The organism is Vibrio sp. Y176, from assembly GCF_033438945.1.
Genome location: NZ_JAWOQS010000002.1, coordinates 803,402 through 820,431 on the forward strand (window position 1 = coordinate 803,402; position 17,030 = coordinate 820,431).

General features: G+C 45.6%; 15 protein-coding genes. 10 read left to right on the plus strand and 5 right to left on the minus strand.

Features of this window, described 5'->3' with window-relative positions; genetic code table 11:
* The first annotated feature begins 68 nt into the window (after positions 1–68).
* From R7O13_RS07730 to R7O13_RS07745, 4 genes are all read left to right on the plus strand, one after another.
* Positions 69–752 (plus strand): transglutaminase-like cysteine peptidase, encoded by a 684-nt coding sequence (locus R7O13_RS07730; RefSeq protein WP_005374561.1) that lies wholly within the window; start codon positions 69–71, stop codon positions 750–752.
* Between the two features lie 5 nt (positions 753–757).
* Positions 758–2,671: an EAL domain-containing protein gene (locus tag R7O13_RS07735; RefSeq protein ID WP_005374560.1), complete on the plus strand. Its 1,914-nt coding sequence runs from the start codon at positions 758–760 to the stop codon at positions 2,669–2,671.
* Between the two features lie 15 nt (positions 2,672–2,686).
* Positions 2,687–4,801, plus strand: coding sequence for a type I secretion system permease/ATPase (locus R7O13_RS07740; protein WP_318303463.1), 2,115 nt, complete (start codon positions 2,687–2,689; stop codon positions 4,799–4,801).
* Between the two features lie 493 nt (positions 4,802–5,294).
* Positions 5,295–5,888: a mechanosensitive ion channel family protein gene (locus R7O13_RS07745; RefSeq protein WP_017820061.1), complete on the plus strand. Its 594-nt coding sequence runs from the start codon at positions 5,295–5,297 to the stop codon at positions 5,886–5,888.
* A 299-nt stretch (positions 5,889–6,187) separates the two neighbouring features.
* Here R7O13_RS07745 and R7O13_RS07750 read toward each other — a convergent pair whose 3' ends face one another.
* Positions 6,188–6,526: a hypothetical protein gene (locus R7O13_RS07750; protein ID WP_017821886.1), complete on the minus strand. Its 339-nt coding sequence runs from the start codon at positions 6,524–6,526 to the stop codon at positions 6,188–6,190.
* A gap of 231 nt (positions 6,527–6,757) precedes the next feature.
* On the opposite strand from R7O13_RS07750, the gene R7O13_RS07755 reads away from it, so the two are divergent.
* The gene (locus tag R7O13_RS07755) at positions 6,758–7,342 is read left to right on the plus strand and encodes a flavodoxin family protein (protein WP_213869906.1); all 585 of its coding nucleotides are present in this window, start codon (positions 6,758–6,760) and stop codon (positions 7,340–7,342) included.
* Between the two features lie 63 nt (positions 7,343–7,405).
* Here the strand turns inward: R7O13_RS07755 and R7O13_RS07760 are convergent, their stop codons facing one another.
* Entirely contained in the window at positions 7,406–9,031 is a 1,626-nt protein-coding gene (locus R7O13_RS07760; RefSeq protein WP_318303464.1) for an ABC transporter substrate-binding protein, read from the minus strand.
* A 141-nt stretch (positions 9,032–9,172) separates the two neighbouring features.
* Between R7O13_RS07760 and mpaA the strand changes: the two genes are divergently transcribed.
* Entirely contained in the window at positions 9,173–9,883 is a 711-nt protein-coding gene (gene mpaA / locus R7O13_RS07765) for a murein tripeptide amidase MpaA (protein WP_046875646.1), read from the plus strand.
* Positions 9,884–9,902: 19 nt separating this feature from the next.
* Here the strand turns inward: mpaA and R7O13_RS07770 are convergent, their stop codons facing one another.
* Positions 9,903–10,754 (minus strand): MurR/RpiR family transcriptional regulator, encoded by an 852-nt coding sequence (locus R7O13_RS07770; protein WP_033907250.1) that lies wholly within the window; start codon positions 10,752–10,754, stop codon positions 9,903–9,905.
* Between the two features lie 242 nt (positions 10,755–10,996).
* Between R7O13_RS07770 and murQ the strand changes: the two genes are divergently transcribed.
* The 3 genes from murQ to R7O13_RS07785 all read left to right on the plus strand — a co-directional run bounded on the left by murQ (position 10,997) and on the right by R7O13_RS07785 (position 14,575).
* The gene (gene murQ / locus R7O13_RS07775) at positions 10,997–11,911 is read left to right on the plus strand and encodes an N-acetylmuramic acid 6-phosphate etherase (protein ID WP_318303467.1); all 915 of its coding nucleotides are present in this window, start codon (positions 10,997–10,999) and stop codon (positions 11,909–11,911) included.
* A 5-nt stretch (positions 11,912–11,916) separates the two neighbouring features.
* A complete protein-coding gene (gene murP / locus R7O13_RS07780) occupies positions 11,917–13,371 on the plus strand; it encodes a PTS N-acetylmuramic acid transporter subunit IIBC (RefSeq protein ID WP_318303469.1) in 1,455 nt (484 codons plus the stop codon).
* A 148-nt stretch (positions 13,372–13,519) separates the two neighbouring features.
* Complete coding sequence (locus tag R7O13_RS07785) at positions 13,520–14,575, plus strand: porin (RefSeq protein WP_262653138.1); 1,056 nt, start codon at positions 13,520–13,522, stop codon at positions 14,573–14,575.
* Positions 14,576–14,627: 52 nt separating this feature from the next.
* On the opposite strand, the gene R7O13_RS07790 is transcribed toward R7O13_RS07785, so the two are convergent.
* Both R7O13_RS07790 and R7O13_RS07795 read right to left on the minus strand, forming a co-directional pair.
* Positions 14,628–15,329: a peptidase E gene (locus R7O13_RS07790; RefSeq protein ID WP_318303471.1), complete on the minus strand. Its 702-nt coding sequence runs from the start codon at positions 15,327–15,329 to the stop codon at positions 14,628–14,630.
* 37 nt (positions 15,330–15,366) lie between these two features.
* A complete protein-coding gene (locus R7O13_RS07795; protein ID WP_318303472.1) occupies positions 15,367–16,278 on the minus strand; it encodes a LysR family transcriptional regulator in 912 nt (303 codons plus the stop codon).
* An 88-nt stretch (positions 16,279–16,366) separates the two neighbouring features.
* Here R7O13_RS07795 and catC point away from each other — a divergent pair, with 88 nt between their 5' ends.
* Complete coding sequence (gene catC, locus R7O13_RS07800) at positions 16,367–17,026, plus strand: type C chloramphenicol O-acetyltransferase (RefSeq protein WP_017821876.1); 660 nt, start codon at positions 16,367–16,369, stop codon at positions 17,024–17,026.
* Positions 17,027–17,030 lie beyond the last annotated feature (4 nt).

Here is a 17,030-nt window from a genome sequence, read left to right on the forward strand (position 1 = left end):
TAAATAAAAAGCACTTATTTCTCACTGACGAACTCTCTAGAAGAGTATACTTGTGATACGAGTCGAATATGCGATCCAATTTGCAGCGTAAAGTTACATTATTAATCAGCTTAAGTTGTTTGTCGTTCCAACTTGGTGCGCTGAACAGTAAAGAACAACGATGGGTCAATACGGTCACAGCGGTGTACGGCGAACGTGCGGGATTGCGCGTAAATACATGGCGAAAGAACCTCGACTTATTTAAACAATTAGAGACTCATGAACAGCTCGCTGGCGTTAACGACTTTTTTAATCAGCTGTATTTCGTTGACGACATAAAACTGTGGGGAAAGACAGATTATTGGGCTACGCCACTCGAATTTTTAGGGAGTAACGCAGGAGACTGTGAAGATTTCACTATTGCTAAGTACTTCTCTTTACTCGAGCTAGGAATACCAGATTCAAAGATGCGGTTAATATACGTAAAAGCCATCGAACTGAATCAGTTTCACATGGTATTAGCTTACTACCCTACCCCAAGTTCTGAGCCGCTCATTCTCGATAATATCAATCCTGACATTGTCCGAGCCTCTAAGCGTAGCGACTTGCTACCGATATACAGTTTTAATGGTACAAACCTGTGGTTGATGAAGTCATCTGCTAGCACTGGAGAGCTGGCAGGGAAAGCATCACGGTTGAGCCTTTGGAATGACTTACGCTCGCGCGAACGTAAGTTGCAGTTAAATAAACCTAAAATTAACTATGACGAGTGAGAAACATGACCCTATATAAGAAGCTTGTGGTGGGGATGGTTACGGTCTTTATACTCTTGTTGGCATCAGTATTCGTAATCCAATTCAACACGACTCGAGACAGCTTGGAGCAACAGCAACGTTCAGAGGTCAACAACACTATTAACACCGTAGGTTTGGCATTGGCTCCTTACCTAAAGGACAAAGATAAAGTCGCGGTTGAGTCCGTGATTAATGCTCTATTTGACGGCAGCACCTACTCAGTTGTTCGTCTTACAGCATTAGATTCTGACTACCAGATCGTGCGTACTTACCCAGTTAAACCAAGTACGGTGCCACAATGGTTTATCGACATGAATCTATTTAAAGCGATTCACGATAAGCGTGTTGTGACCAGTGGTTGGATGCAGCTCGCCGAAGTAGAAATCATTAGCCACCCAGGCGCAGCTTACGAGCAGCTCTGGCAAGGTTTTATTGGCTTGCTGTCTGTATTCAGTGTCATTTTTCTGGCTGGTTTAGTGGCAATTTCATACATCCTACGTCGCTCGCTAAAACCATTAACGGCCATCGTGAATAAAATGCATGAAATCGCGAATAACCAATTTGGTGAACCGCTTGCTCGTCCAAGAACCAAAGATCTTATCGCGGTGGTAGATGGCATTAACATGATGTCTGCTCAAATCGAGCTATCATTCAAAGAGCAAGCCAAAGAGGCGCAACGTCTGCGTGCTCAGGCTTACCTCGATCCTATATCTAAATTGGGTAACCGCTCATTCTACATCAACCAAATCGACCAATGGCTTGCAGAGCAAACGCAAGGGGGTATCGCGCTACTCCATGCTGAATACATTGGGGACATTTACGAGACCAAAGATTACCAACGCGCAGATGCCCACGTTAAAGAACTGTCTCAACGTTTGAAAAACACCATTGATGTACCGGGAGCCACTATTGCTCGCTTGTCTAGTGATGAGTTCGGCTTGCTTTTCCCTCATATGGATGAGAGCGAGTTACGCATTTTATCGGACAGCATCGTCAATTGTGTGAACGGCCTAAATACTGACCCAACAGGCTTAGCAAAACCTAAAGCGTCACTAGGGGTTGCACACAGCAAAGATCAGAAAACGCGCTCTGAAATCCTCTCGATGGTGGACAACGCACTATCGAAAGCCAAAGCGCAACCAGACAAGCCATACGGCTTCATTGGCAGTGATACACCTTCTAGTTTGATGGGTAAACAGCAATGGAAAGCGTTGGTTGAAGAAGCCATTCATAGTGATTGGGTTAAATTCCGTTTCCAAGCTGCGAAAAACACATGGGGTAAAGTATTCCACAACGAAGTATTTTCAAGCATCGAAAAAGATGGTGAAACGTATCGTGCGAATCAGTACCTATTCGCACTAGAACAGTTAGACGCCACCAACATCTTTGACCAGTATGTCATTGAATCAATGATTAAGATGCTAGAAAATGGTGAACTTAATGACCCAGTCGCGATTAACATCGCGCAAAGCAGCTTGTCTCAACCATCGTTTATTCGCTGGACAACTAGCATGCTGGAAAAACACGCCAAAGTGGCCTCTAAGCTACACTTTGAAATTCCAGAGGAATGCTTTATCGATCAGCCTCACCACACAGCACTGTTATGTAATGCCATTCGCCAATCAGGTGCTGAGTTCGGCGTAGATAACTACGGACGTAACTTCCAATCTTTGGAATACATCCAAGAGTTCCGCCCGAACTATGTGAAGCTCGATTACCTATTCACACACAACTTGCACGACGAAAAACAGAAATTCACGCTAACGTCGATCTCTCGTACTGCCCACAACCTTGGTATTACGACTATCGCATCGCGTATCGAAACTCAAATCCAGTTGGATTTCCTCACTGAACACTTTGTTGAGGTATTCCAAGGATTCATCGTCGACAAGGAATAAAAAGGTTTATCAACGATGAAAGACCCTTTACTGAATTCGCTCATCTACGTTAGCCGTTACTATGGGTTAGCTAACTCGCCAGAAGCGCTAGTCAACGGACTACCGCTATCTGACGGTAAACTGACCCCATTTTTGCTACCAAGAGCAGCGGAAAGGGCCGGATTGGTTGCCAAGGAAAACCGCGCAGAGCTGGAGAGCATCTCCAGCCTAATTCTGCCGGCAATCTTAGTTCTTAAAGGCGGTGACTCTTGCGTTCTCAACAGCATCAATATGGAGAAACGCGAGGCCGAAGTCACCACCCTAGAAAGTGGAATGGTGCCGATCTCTATTCCATTAGAAGACCTACTTGAGCAATACACTAGTCGGTACTTTTTAGTTAAAAAGCAATTCCGTTTCGATGAGCGCTCTCCCGAAGTGCTCAAAACCAACGAAGGCCACTGGTTCTGGTCCACCTTGTGGCAGTCAAAACGCATCTACCGTGATGTTTTAATCGCATCACTTCTCATCAACCTCTTTGCGGTTGCCGCTCCGCTATTCACTCGCTTGGTGTACGACAAAGTGGTTCCGAATCTTGCGTTTGAAACCCTATGGGTACTAGCAAGTGGCATCTTTGTCGTGTTCCTGTTCGACTTCATTCTCAAGTCGCTGAGAAATTACTTCATTGATGTGGCGGGCAAGAAGTCTGACATTCTGATTTCATCCAAACTGTTCAGCAAAGTGATGGGGATTAGAATGGAATCGAAGCCGCCTTCGGTCGGTGCCTTCGCTCGCCATTTACAAGAATTCGAATCTATTCGAGAGTTTTTTACTTCAGCGACCGTCAGTGCTCTCATTGATTTGCCTTTTGCCATTCTGTTCTTAGTGATTATATGGCTAATGGCTGGCGATCTTGTGTATGTACCGATGGTGGGCGTGGTCATTTTGATTATTCACTCGCTACTGATACAAGGGCCGCTGCGCCGCTCCATTGAGGAGGGTTCACGCCTAGCCTCGCAAAAATATGCCAATTTGATAGAGAGCTTGGCTGGGTTAGAAACCGTAAAAATGCTCAGTGCGCAAAGCCAATTCCAATACCGCTGGGAAGAGGCAGTTGCGCACATGGCGAACTGGAATATAAAAAGCCGACGAATTACGGATAGCATTCAAAACGCGGCGGGTTTTGTGCAGCAAAGTAGTAACGTAGGGATGATCATCCTAGGCGTTTACTTGATTGCAGAAGGCGACTTAACCATGGGTGGTTTGATTGCCGCAACCATGCTTAGCGGCCGCGCGATTGGTCCTTTGGTTCAGTTATCCTTACTCTCTACGCGCTACAACCAAGCGAAGTCTTCTATGACAATTATCAATCAAGTCATGGAGATGCCGGATGAACAAGAAGAAGGTAAGCGTTACATTCACCGCCCAATAGTACAAGGCAAAATTGAACTTGAACGCGTGACCTTCCACTACCCAGATTCACCGGTGGCGTCGATTCGAGATTTGAGCTTGACCATTAACCCAGGCGAAAAAGTAGCGATCATAGGTCGTATCGGTTCGGGCAAAACCACGTTAGAACGTCTCATCATGGGCTTGTATCAGCCGACGGAAGGTCATGTTCGCATTGATGATACCGACATCGCACAGCTGCATCATGTCGACATTCGCCGTAATATCGGTTGTGTGCCGCAAGATTCGAATCTGTTCTTTGGTTCTATCCGCGACAACATTACGCTAGGTCGCCCATTAACCGATGACCGTGACGTACTAGACGCCGCGAATCGTGCCGGTGTTACTGCGTTTACGCAATCTGACCCAGCGGGCTTAGAACGCCAAGTTGGTGAAGGTGGTGCAATGCTTTCGGGGGGTCAACGTCAAGCAGTCACGATCGCTCGTGCATTTTTGGGTCGTCCTCCTGTTCTACTCATGGATGAACCAACCAGTGCGATGGATAATCGCTCAGAGATGCACATTAAACATCAATTAGCACAGTTGAAACCTAGTGAAACGCTGATTCTGATTACGCACAAAACGTCTATGCTCGACATCGTTGATCGCGTAATTGTGATGGAGAAAGGCAGCATCATCGCAGATGGCCCTAAAGCGCAAGTGCTGAACGATTTGAAACAAGGCAAAGTGCGTGCGGTTAGCTAGCCTGAATTCACATTGATAAAAGACAAAGGCCCCGTTTAACTTGTGTTTAACGGGGCTTATTTTATTGGGAGCCCGAGATAATTAAGTTCTTCAAGCGCGACCCAAACGAGTACAAGGCCAACAATCACGAATAAAATCATAATCGCCTTTTCATCTTCTTCCATTTTTCAACGCCCTAAAAGCTATTTCAATTAATACACCTTAGGTTATCAGGACAAAAGTCATATTCAGCTCGTTTATGAGGAACTGGCATCATAGAATGTCGGATATGGGATACAGCTCAAAGATTGCTCTCTTCAAAATCACGTCAGCTTTGATTGAATATAAGTAATGAAGCCAAAGAGTTCGTAATTCTCACTAAGTCTTTGATTAACTTATACAGTACTCTGTGGTACCTCAACACAGAGACAAATGGTGTAAAGAAAAATTGTGATTACTTACAGCAAAAAATCAGCTATAAAAGCCGCTTTCTAGATATCGTCGAGATGAAGAAATGAATGATTGGATCCAATTAGAGCAAGTGAGCCAGTATTTCACTACGGGCTCCCTCGGTTACAAACTATTGATGGGCATTTTTGTCCTGATCGCGTATCGCATCCTGAAGAGGATTGTAAATAGAGCCATCCTAAATTTGGCAACAACGAAAGGTGTAAAAAAGGCTCGTTTGAGTTTTATTCAGCGCTGTTTCAATGTCGCGCTGCTATTTTTGACCGCCTCTATTTTTGCCATTATCACAGGTATTGGCTATGGCGATGTGTCTTTGTTCCTATCGTCCATTTTTGCCGTATTAGGTGTGGCGTTTATTGCGCAGTGGTCAATTCTGAGCAACATCACAGCCAGCTTTTTGATCTTTTTTGTCTTCCCGTACCGAGTGGGTGACCGAATTAAAGTCGTAGACAAAGATGAAGACATCTGCGGTGAGATTCAAGAAATCAGCATGTTTCACGTGTTAATTAAGCACGACAACGGTAACTTGATCACTTACCCAAACAACCAGATTTTGCAAAAAGCAGTGCTAAAGCTGGCAAAAAACAAGCCAGAGCCAAGTAAAGCAAAATCTCGGATTTATACTCGCAGAAAGAAATAACCCACTAAAAAGCCGATGTATCTACATCGGCTTTTTAGTATCACTTGGTGGTCACAAATAACCCAAAGTTAATGGCGAAAAACAGTGAAGAGACAAACGTATAAGCTGAAGGTCACCACTGTATTCTTTCATGATAAAAACATGACACATCGCCGAAACCAAAAGCGCCACTTTAACCAAAGGAAGCTTCTTATTTACGAACCTTAAATAAATACAAAAAATAGAGATGGTGCAAGCAAAGAAAAAATCGTCACTAGTTCCATCTTCCTTAAAATACAAGGACATGGTTTTAGTTAAGCTTATATTTTTAGCTTCATTATGAGCCACCCACTAATATTTAGCGAGATAAGGGCATAAAAGAGGTAAAAAACAAGACTGACCGAAACAAAAAGTAGTGCATGCACTTTTTCTTCTAAGCTCTCTGGATGAACATTCATATCCACATCAAACACCCCCGCTATAAAGTGTGCAAATACCGTGGAAGAGGCTGTAGAAAGGCCTCCTACCATAATGATAATAATCCCTCGCCTTAAGAAACGATGAAATGTACTTTTCCCGCCTTGGATCAGGTCTGAGTTTACATATTTTAATCTATTTTTCCGCCTATTAATCATCACTAGCATCGGTACCTTTATCATTGTTTCCAAGAGAGTTTTCTACATCTTTAAGATCTTCCTTTAACGCTTTTATACACGACATTCATCGTCGTTGCATTCACTGTAGTTATGCCGTCGACTTACCCTATAAGAAAGCTCTTTAGATACCAATTCGTACTTTATCTATCTCAAATCTCTTCTTGACCTCAACTTAGCTTGAGGTTTTAGCCTTAGTCGCACGATTAAAAATCAACAATGAAAAAAGGAACCATTGTGTCCACAATTGCGATTATTTATTTCTCTAAAACCGACGTTACTGGTCAGCTTGCTCGCGCGATTGCCGCAGGCGTTGAACAACAAGGCATTAAGCAGCAAGATGACTGTGAAATCCTCTCTCACCGAATTGAAGGCAATGAGATTATTGAGGGACGTTTTGTGAACCCTAAACTAATGGATGAACTTGCTGAGTGTGATGCGATTATCTTTGGCTCACCGACCTATATGGGCGGTGTAGCAGCGCAGTTTAAAGCATTTGCAGATGCAAGCAGTGAATCTTGGTATTACCAGAAGTGGGCAAATAAAGTGGCAGCAGGTTTTACTAGCGGAGGAGCGTTGAATGGCGACCAATCTTGCACATTACAATATCTCCAAACGCTCGCTAACCAACACGGCATGATGTGGGTCGGGTTGGATAAGATCAGCAATTCTGGGGAGCAAAACCTGAATCGTTATGGTGTACAAGGCGGTATTGTTGCACAAGGTGATGAAGATGGTCAGTTGCATGCCTCTGATGTTGCAACGGCGGAGTATCTTGGCAAACGAGTCGCTATGCTCGTGAATAAACTCTCCACTCGCTAACAATAAAAAGAAGCCCCGTAAGATACATCTTCGGGGCTTCATATTTATCGCTTGTTTTGAGCGCTACTTCTTGATGTAGAGGTCTTTCGAGTAGATACGACCTTCTACGTTGCTCTTGGCAAAACCGCCAACCGTAGGACGAACCAAACGCGCTTGCATGTAATAATAGATTGGCGCAATGGGCATATCTGCCGCCAGCAACCGTTCAGCTTGGTCGTAAAATCCTTGGCGCGCTTTCTCATCGGTTGCAGCCAATGCACTGTTCATCGCGTTGTCGTACGCTGCATTGCTGTAACGTGCAAAGTTACCCGAAGAACCTGAGCGAAGTAAGCTCAGGAAAGTAGACGCTTCATTGTAATCACCGCACCAGGAAGCACGCATCACATCGAAATTGCCTTGTTTACGCGCCACTAAGTACGACTTCCACTCTTGGTTTTCTAACTCCACGTTTGCACCGAGATTTTTTTGTAGCATCGACGCTATCGCAACCGCGATCGATTTGTTTGCCTCACTGGTGTTGTACAGCAATTTAAAATCGAGCGGCTTGTCTTGGCTGTAACCCGCTTCTTTTAACAACTGACGCGCTTTCTCGTCACGTTGTTGCTGACTCCACTTACTGTATTCAGGGGGCGTCGCATCAAAACCGGCAGTGTACTGATGCGCAAAGGTGTACGCAGGAAGGTTGCCCACTTGCGTGACACCATTCGTAATCACATCACGCATGATGGAGTACGACACCGCTTGACGCACTCGCGCATCATCAAATGGCGGACGAGTGGTATTGAACGCGTAGTAATACGTGCACAGTAATGGCACCACCGTGTAAGCCTGCTTGTAATCTTGTTTAAGCTTCTGCGCCATATGAGTCGGCACATCTGACGTGATATCCAGCTCTCCTGCCGCATAACGATTGATTGACGCGTTTTGGTTTTCAAACGGAATGTAAGTCACTCTGTTTAGATGCGTATCTGCGCTGTCCCAGTAATTTGGACTCTTAACCAGTTCAATGCGCTCATTCACGACCCACTTATCCAATGTGAATGCACCGTTGCTAACAAATTGGTCTGGATCGCTCCACGGCTTGTCGCGCTTTTCCACTGTCGCTTGATGTACTGGCATCATGGACGTGTGCCCAGTCATAGCAACAAAGTACGGCACTTGACTGTCCAACTCAAAACGTAGGGTGTATTTATCCACTGCCTTGATACCGAGATCGTCCAAAGGCTTTTTGCCCTCTGCTACATCGGTGATGTTTTTGATCTTGGTGAGTTTGAGATACCAAACATTTGGAGAAGCGGTTTTCGGATCTACCGCTCGGCGCAGTGAATAGACAAAATCATCCGCCGTCACAGGCTCGCCATTCGACCATTTCGCGTCTTTGCGCAAGTGAAAAGTAAAGGTTTGGTTGTCGTTGGTTTCCCATGATTCTGCCACACCGGGAATAATGTTTCCGTCACGATCTTGAATCACAAGCCCTTCAAATAAGTCACGAATCACATGCATTTCTGGCAGACCTTCGGCTTTCGCTGGGTCAAGCGTCGCCGCCTCTGCGTCATTCGCACGTACTAAATGCTGTTCTGCGGCAAGTTGAATGCCTTTAGGTAAGGTCTCCGCAGCAACTGATGTAGCAAGAAAAGGGGTGAATAAAGAGGAAATCAGCAACGCCGTTGAATGTTTTTTAAAATCCATATCGTTTTTCGTTCTCCTAACGCGTCTTGTGAAGCAAGTGCCACAATTAACATTTCAACCGTTGACGAGTTTAAACGGTTCAGTTTAGCTAGGTGTAATTAGCTTAGATATTGATACTACTTCATCAATCAGGAGATTACGGTGAGTCTAATTCCAAGAACGGAAAGAGCGGCATTTTTAATTCGGCCAACATCATACGGTCAATCCGTGCTTGGTGCGCCATTACTGTATTTTCCGGCTCAAGTCGAAAGTGCTTCGCGAGGTTTGATTTTGGCAGGCACTCACGGGGATGAGACAGCCTCGATTGCAGGTTTGTCCTGCGCGCTAAGAAGCTTGCCTGCTGAAAACTTACGACATGATGTGATTCTGTCAATGAATCCTGACGGCAACCAACTAGGCACACGCGCAAATGCAAACCAAGTGGATCTCAATCGCGCTTTTCCAACCCAAAATTGGACTGAGCATGGCACAGTGTATCGATGGAGCTCTCACACACCCATTCGAGACGTAAAGGTGAAAACAGGCTCTAAAAACCAGCTAGAGCCAGAAGTTGGCGCATTAATTAACTTGATTGAACTGCGCAGGCCAAAGTTTGTGGTGTCGTTTCATGAACCGCTTGCGTTTGTGGATGATCCCAAACATTCCAACCTCGCCAAATGGCTCGGCGAGCAGTTTCAACTGCCAATCGTTGACGATGTCGACTACGAAACACCCGGCTCATTCGGCACTTGGTGTAGTGAACGTGATTTACCTTGCATCACGTTGGAATTACCCGCGATTTCTGCCGATCTCACCATTGAAAAACATCTCTCCGCTTTTATTGCTTTGCTGAGGCACGATCCGGATCTCTAGTCCGCTGTTAAACAAGCGATCATGTGAGGATCTGTTTGATGTCGGTACTAATATCGCTGATCAACTGACGGGCACTGTCGTCTCTTTGCTGAACCAAGATGATAAACAGCAAATCGGTGATCACGTTTTGCGCGGTACGCGAAGCAATGGATGAGCTGCGATGTTCCGTTTCATTGGCAATCGTATCAAACGTAATATCGGCAATACCGCGCAAGCGACTTCTTCCAGGCGCAGATAACGCAATCACCTTCGCGCCCTGCTCTTTTGCCGCTTCTGCCGCGACGAGAATTTCTTTGCGCTCACCCGAAAACGAGATTGCGATCTGAACATCTTCTGGAGAGAGCGTGCGGGCAACAGCAATCTGCACGTGGCTGTCTTGTTCAGAAAGCGCCGTAATACCAAGTTTAAGCAGTTTAAAGCTTAAATCCTTCGCGGTCAGTGCAGAGCCCCCAATCCCGACCACTTGCACTCGACGCGCTTCACTCAACCATTTCACCGCTTGGTGACACGCTTCGTAAGACAGCGTATTGGTGGTTTGAAACATAGCGTCGGTTTTCGCTTTCACCAGTTTCTGTGAAATAACCGCAATGGGGTCGTCAGCCAAAATATCACTGTGCAGCGGTGTCGACTGCATCGCATGCTTACGACCAATCTCTTCATTCAGAGCTAACTTAAACTCGCTGTAACCTTTAAAGCCGATACGCTGAGTAAATTTCACAATGCTCGATTGACTCACTTTTACTTGCGCCGCAAGTTCTTGGCTGGTGAGCAGCGCCGCCTTTTCTGCGTTTTCAACAATCCAATCGCCAACCAAACGACCACTTTGCGAAAGCTGAGTACGCCTCGCGACTATCTTATTGATAACTGACACAACAAAAACCTCAAAAATTTTAAATAAATTATTCCAAATCAGAAATAATAGGCGTTTGATTTAACCCCCTGATTATTCTAACCAAGACATTTAATCCCGGACGTAATAGACGTATATTTTCTCTCATTATTCCAAATTTCTCCTGCATAAAGAATAACCTCAAGTGTGATTTTTATCACCAAACCTGAATATTTTATTCCATAAAATCGCCCTCAGATTGAACATTACGAAGAGTGCAAAACATGAAAATTGATTTAAGCAGATTGGTGACAGAAAGCCGTAACCCAGCCAGTGCCGAGATCGATACGCTTTCGACCATCGAGATGCTGCAAGTCATTAATGAAGAGGATCAAAAAGTCCCGCTCGCGTTAAAAGCGGTGCTACCACAAATTGCAGAGACAGTTGACGCAATTACCCAAGCTTTTGTAAATGGTGGCCGTTTAATTTACATGGGAGCTGGTACGTCAGGTCGCTTAGGCATTCTTGATGCAAGCGAGTGTCCTCCTACCTACGGCACGCATCCAGATATGGTGATTGGCTTAATTGCTGGTGGACATCAAGCGATTTTAAAAGCGGTAGAAAACGCAGAAGACAACGCGAAAATGGGTCAAGACGACTTAAAAGCACTTCACCTCACCAAGCATGACGTGGTTGTAGGCATTGCAGCGAGTGGCCGTACACCTTATGTACTAGGTGGTTTGGACTACGCTAAATCCATCGGAGCCACGACCGCATCTATCGCCTGTAATCCAGAATGTGCCATGGCAGAAGCGGCCGACATCGCGATTCTGCCGATAGTTGGCGCAGAGGTTGTCACTGGATCTTCTCGCATGAAAGCCGGCACCGCACAAAAACTGGTGCTAAACATGCTCACGACAGGCGCAATGATTCGTAGCGGTAAGGTATTTGGCAACTTAATGGTGGATGTAGAAGCCACTAACGCCAAGCTCATACAACGCCAAACCAACATTGTTGTGGAAGCAACCGACGCATCAAAAGAAGAAGCAGAGCGAGCATTAAATGCCTGCGGTCGCCACTGCAAAACCGCCATCTTAATGATTTTGGCCGATTTGGATGCCGAACAAGCCAAATCACGCCTCACCGCGCACAACGGCTTTATTCGCGCAGCACTAAATAATCCGAGTTCTGAAGGATAGACCCTATGGCAAAAATAACTTCAAACACAGTATCGCAGTTGCTGTCCGCAGTGGGTGGCAGTAGCAACGTAAGCAAATGTGGTAACTGTATGACGCGTTTGCGTTTATCGCTCGCCAACAATGGCTTGGCTGATCAATCAGTTATCAAGCAAATTCCCGGCGTAATGGGTGTGGTGGAAAGCGATGAGCAGTTTCAGATCATTCTCGGTCCCGGAAAAGCTCAACAAGCGGCTGAGATGATGAATCAATTGATCGACAGCTTAACCTCTGGTGACAGTGAAGAAGCAGATATGCCGCAACAAGATCTTTCTGCCGTCGCGGCCGAGCAGAAAAAACAGATGAAGAGCAAACAAACCAGTGCGGTTCAGCGTTTTTTAAGCAAGTTTGCTACCATCTTTACGCCGTTGATCCCTGGCTTTATTGCCGCTGGTTTGTTGCTAGGTTTTGCGACGTTATTGGAACAGATGTTTGTTCTCGACCAGACACCAAGCCAGTTTACGTTGGATTTGATCGCCTACATGAAAGTCTTTGGTAAGGGTCTGTTTGCTTTCCTAAGTATTCTGATTGGTTACAACGCGCAGCAAGCATTTGGCGGCTCTGGTGTTAATGGTGCCATTCTCGCCTCTTTGTTTGTGCTGGGTTACAACCCAGAGGCGACATCCGGCATTTACTCTGGCATGAACGAGTTTTTCGGTTTTGCGATTGATCCGCGCGGCAACATTATCGGCGTACTTTTAGCAGCGATCATCGGTGCACAAGTCGAGCGTAAGGTTCGTCAATACATGCCAGATGATCTGGACATGATCTTAACGTCCGTTATCACTCTGTTGATCATGGGTGCGGTAACCTTCTTGATCATCATGCCAATCGGCGGCGAGCTGTTTAAAGGGATGTCTTGGTTGTTCCTCAACTTGAACGATAACCCATTAGGCGCTGCAATCTTGGCAGGTTTGTTCTTAATTTCTGTGGTATTTGGCATCCACCAGGGTTTTGTTCCAGTGTACTTCGCATTGATGGAAGCACAGGGCTTTAACTCACTATTCCCTATCCTGGCGATGGCAGGTGGCGGTCAGGTTGGCGCGTCAATGGCGCTGTATTTCAAAGCCAAAAAAGACGCTCTACTGCGCACTCAAGTTAAAGGCGCTATTATTCCGGGTCTTCTAGGCATTGGCGAACCATTGATTTACGGCGTGACATTACCACGTGTAAAACCATTCGTTACCGCTTGTATTGGTGGTGCTGCGGGCGGCTTCTTTATCGGTTTAGTTTCTTACCTTGGCTTACCAGTTGGTCTTAATACGGTGTTTGGCCCATCCGGTATCGTGGCGATTCCTCTCATGACATCTGAAAATGGCATCTTCCCGGGCATGATGGTGTTTGTTGCTGGCCTGCTTATCTCTTACATCGTCGGCTTTCTCGCGACTTACTTCTTTGGCTGCAAAGACGTCGATTTAAGCTAAATCATTCTTCCCCTATAGGAATGGACTAGCTCGCGCCCTTGGCAAACAAGGGCGCACCCTCTCTCTACTTCACGACAATTTTTCTTATTCCGTTACTCGGAAGGGGCTTTGTCGTACCTAAAACAATAGAAATGAAAGGTCGTTAATCATGAAAAAGCACATTTTGACTCTACTTCTCCCAACATTGATGGCATCAAACGCAATGGCAGCGCAGCTGTATCAAGCGGAAGATGGGTCAGTTTTAAATATTTACTCTCGTCTTGGTTTCAATGTCACCAGTAAAAATGATGAGCACGGCGATGCAAATGGCGAGTTTGATGGCCGTATTGGTTTAAACGGTTCACAAACCATCAACGACTACGCGTCGATCATCGGCCAAGCGCAATACCAAGTGGGTGCAGCTGAATACGCAAACCAAGTAAACGACAAACCGTCTCTGACCGCACGTTATGTATGGGCGGGTATTGATGCGAAAGATTATGGTCGTATTACTGGTGGTCGCGTGGCATCTGGATTGATTATGTTTACCGACATTGGTGATGTGTTCGCCTCTTCCGATGTTTCTATGGCGCGCCAAGCGAATAAAGTCGACAAAACCGCGACGCAAGTTTTCCGTCAAGATGGCACGCTGCAATACCAAAACAACCTAGGTAATTTCGATTTTTCTGTCGCGTACATTTTAGGAAACAACACTTCTGAGCTCGACTACGGTTATAACACTGCACTGCGTTATACGCTAGACATGGGAAATTTGGGTACCTTGGCACCAGTGGTGGCGATGCAGAAGAATAAAGGTGATGCACGTGAAAGAAACGACACCGATTACACATTCTGGGGCGCAGGTACGCGTTACTACCTAGGTGATTTGATGTTGGGTGCGTTGTACTCGGAAGATGAACTAGAGGGCTATTACTCACAAACCAGTACCGACAAAGTGATGGAACTAACGGCGGTTTACAGTGTAAATGACAAATGGGTACTGCGTGCTGGTTATCGTTCTTTAGAAAACAGTGATGGTGACGAGCTAGAGCTGAAAGATACAACGCTAGAAGTGCAATACAAACTGACGCCTCGTTCTTCTATCTACACTAACTACGTTGATCGTAACGGCTCGCGTGGCTACAGCAATGGACAAGAAGTCTCGTTTGGCGGTGCGCACGCAGACGAAAGCTACTACCACTTAGGTCTACGTTACGAGCTGTAAGCACGATACTTAATGTAAGTTAGCTGAATCCATGAGCTTCTTCTGTGTCCGGTCAGTAATTATTGCCTTTAATGCTGATTTGAAGAAGCTCCCCTCGCAATATGTTTTCTTCGTTACCTGTTTTAACCAACACGCCTGCATCAGGGAGGCTGGTGACAGTAGCTAACAATTTTCCATCAACAAAGTGCAATGCCGCATAATCGTGAATGCCATAACAAGTGATGCTCGGTTGAGAACGAGCAAAGGCTTGGAAAACCTCGAACTTCTCACCTACATGAGAAAAATGTGCCGCAGCCAAACCGTCAATAAATCCAAGACAACGCATAACTTGGTATGCTTCGGGATCACTGTCTGTCACCGCAAACTCAAACCAACAAATTGCACCTGCGCTCATGCCACAAATGATGATGCCTTGTTCATAACACTGCTTGAGTATTCTATCGATTCCCCATTCGCGCCAAATGGCCAACATCGAACGCGTATTACCGCCACCTACGTAAATGATGTCTTGTTCAAATAGCATTTCTTTCCAACCAGCTTCAAACTTAAACAGCGGAAAATGGGTCACGTTTTCACTAAGCTTCGCATCGTAAAAACGTTCAATCACTTCATCGGCATCTCCCGTGGCTGTAGGTATAAAACAAATGTTTGGATTCTCCTTACCAGACAAAGACAAAATGTATTGATCGAGCGGGCTCGGATTCTCTCCCATCATCCAGCCCCCACCGCCAATCGCAATACAGTGTTTTCGCATTCCTTTGCTTCCTCAATTGTTGCTAAGTTTGTTGTCGCTATTCGCCGACAGAATATATGTTCCTAAAGTGATCAATGAACGCTCGCGTTCTTCTTGGTAAGTGCTCACGTTTTGGGTAAAGCAGATAAAGCGGCAAAATCGCATCCGTTTGCCATTCTGGCAGCAAACTCACGAGTTTTTCTTTTTGTGCAGGGTCGAGTTTAGCCAGTGCAAATTCATCTAACATGGCTACACCACAGCCAGCCAAAGTAGCATCCAACATGGACTGGACAAGATTAAAACTCAGCGTACTTTCTAACTCAATGCTGCACTGCTGTTGAGTTTGCTTATGCGTAAACGTCCACTTGTCTAACACCAAGTCACGACTTTTATAAAGGATGTGCTCTAAGTCACCAAGATCCTCTGGCGTACTTACATTTGGTTTATCAGCTAAATACGAGCGATGAGCGATCGGTTTACAGTGTAAAGTGCGTAGCTGATGGCCGACGTATCCCGCTGGGGGAGTATCGGTAAAGTAGAATGCGATATCAAACCCAGCCTCAATCAAGTCGAGAGGTGTCTCTGTGAAGATCACTTCGACGCTCACTTGTGGATGTTGCAATCGAAACTCGATCAATGTTTGGCTGAGTAACGCAGCTCCGAAAGAAGCGGACGCCGCTATTCTCAATTTTCCCGATACGATCTCGTTTGCCATGACTTGCTCATTGATCTGCTCAGCGCCTTCGAGCAGTTGCTTTACCTGCTGATAAAACCGCAAACCATCGTAGGTCAAATTAAACTGGCGCGTAGTTCGCTGAATAAGCTGCACCGACAATATGTCTTCAAGCTGTTTAAGTTGCCGACTTACATGCGCATTCGAACAATTCAGTCGCTTTGCTGCACCAGCAATACTCCGTTCCTCACACAAAGCGACGTAAAGTGGTACGTAGCTGAGCCATTTTATTTCCATACAGTAATTCTGAATCTCTAAAATCAAACTACTGGAAATAATAGAAAGCCTCTAAACTCTGTACAACCTAAATTTGAAAGGATGAGTTATGAGTGTTTTCGACACGTGGTTAAAAGGTCAAGTCATTAAAGATCACATCACTAATCCCAATATCATCGTTGGCGATTACAGCTATTACTCGGGCTTCTATCATCAAAAAAGCTTCGAAGAGCAAGCGGTACGCTACTTGTTGGGTGACCCCGTCACACTTCAAGAATGGCAAAGTAGAGAACCCGATAGCATCGACAAATTAATCGTTGGCAAGTTTTGTTCCATCGCTTCTGGAGCCACCTTCATGATGGCAGGAAACCAAGGTCATCGCATTGACTGGATTTCGACCTTCCCCTTCTCTCCTGAAGAATTTGGAGAAGGCGTACAAGACGGTTTCGAGCGTGCCGGAGACACAGTGGTGGGAAATGATGTTTGGATTGGCGGTGAGGCGATGATCATGCCCGGAGTAAACATCGGCGATGGAGCCGTCATCGGAGCACGCGCCGTAGTGACGAAAGACGTGCAACCTTATTCTGTGGTGGTTGGAAACAACCAAGTCGTACGTCAACGATTCAGCGATAAAGAGATTGAAACTCTACTCAATATCCAATGGTGGAACTGGCCAATAGAACACATTAAACAAGCAATGAAAGTAATGTGTAGCAGCCAAGTGGGTGCGCTTGCGGACTACTATCAAGAGCACATTGTCGATTTGTAGATAA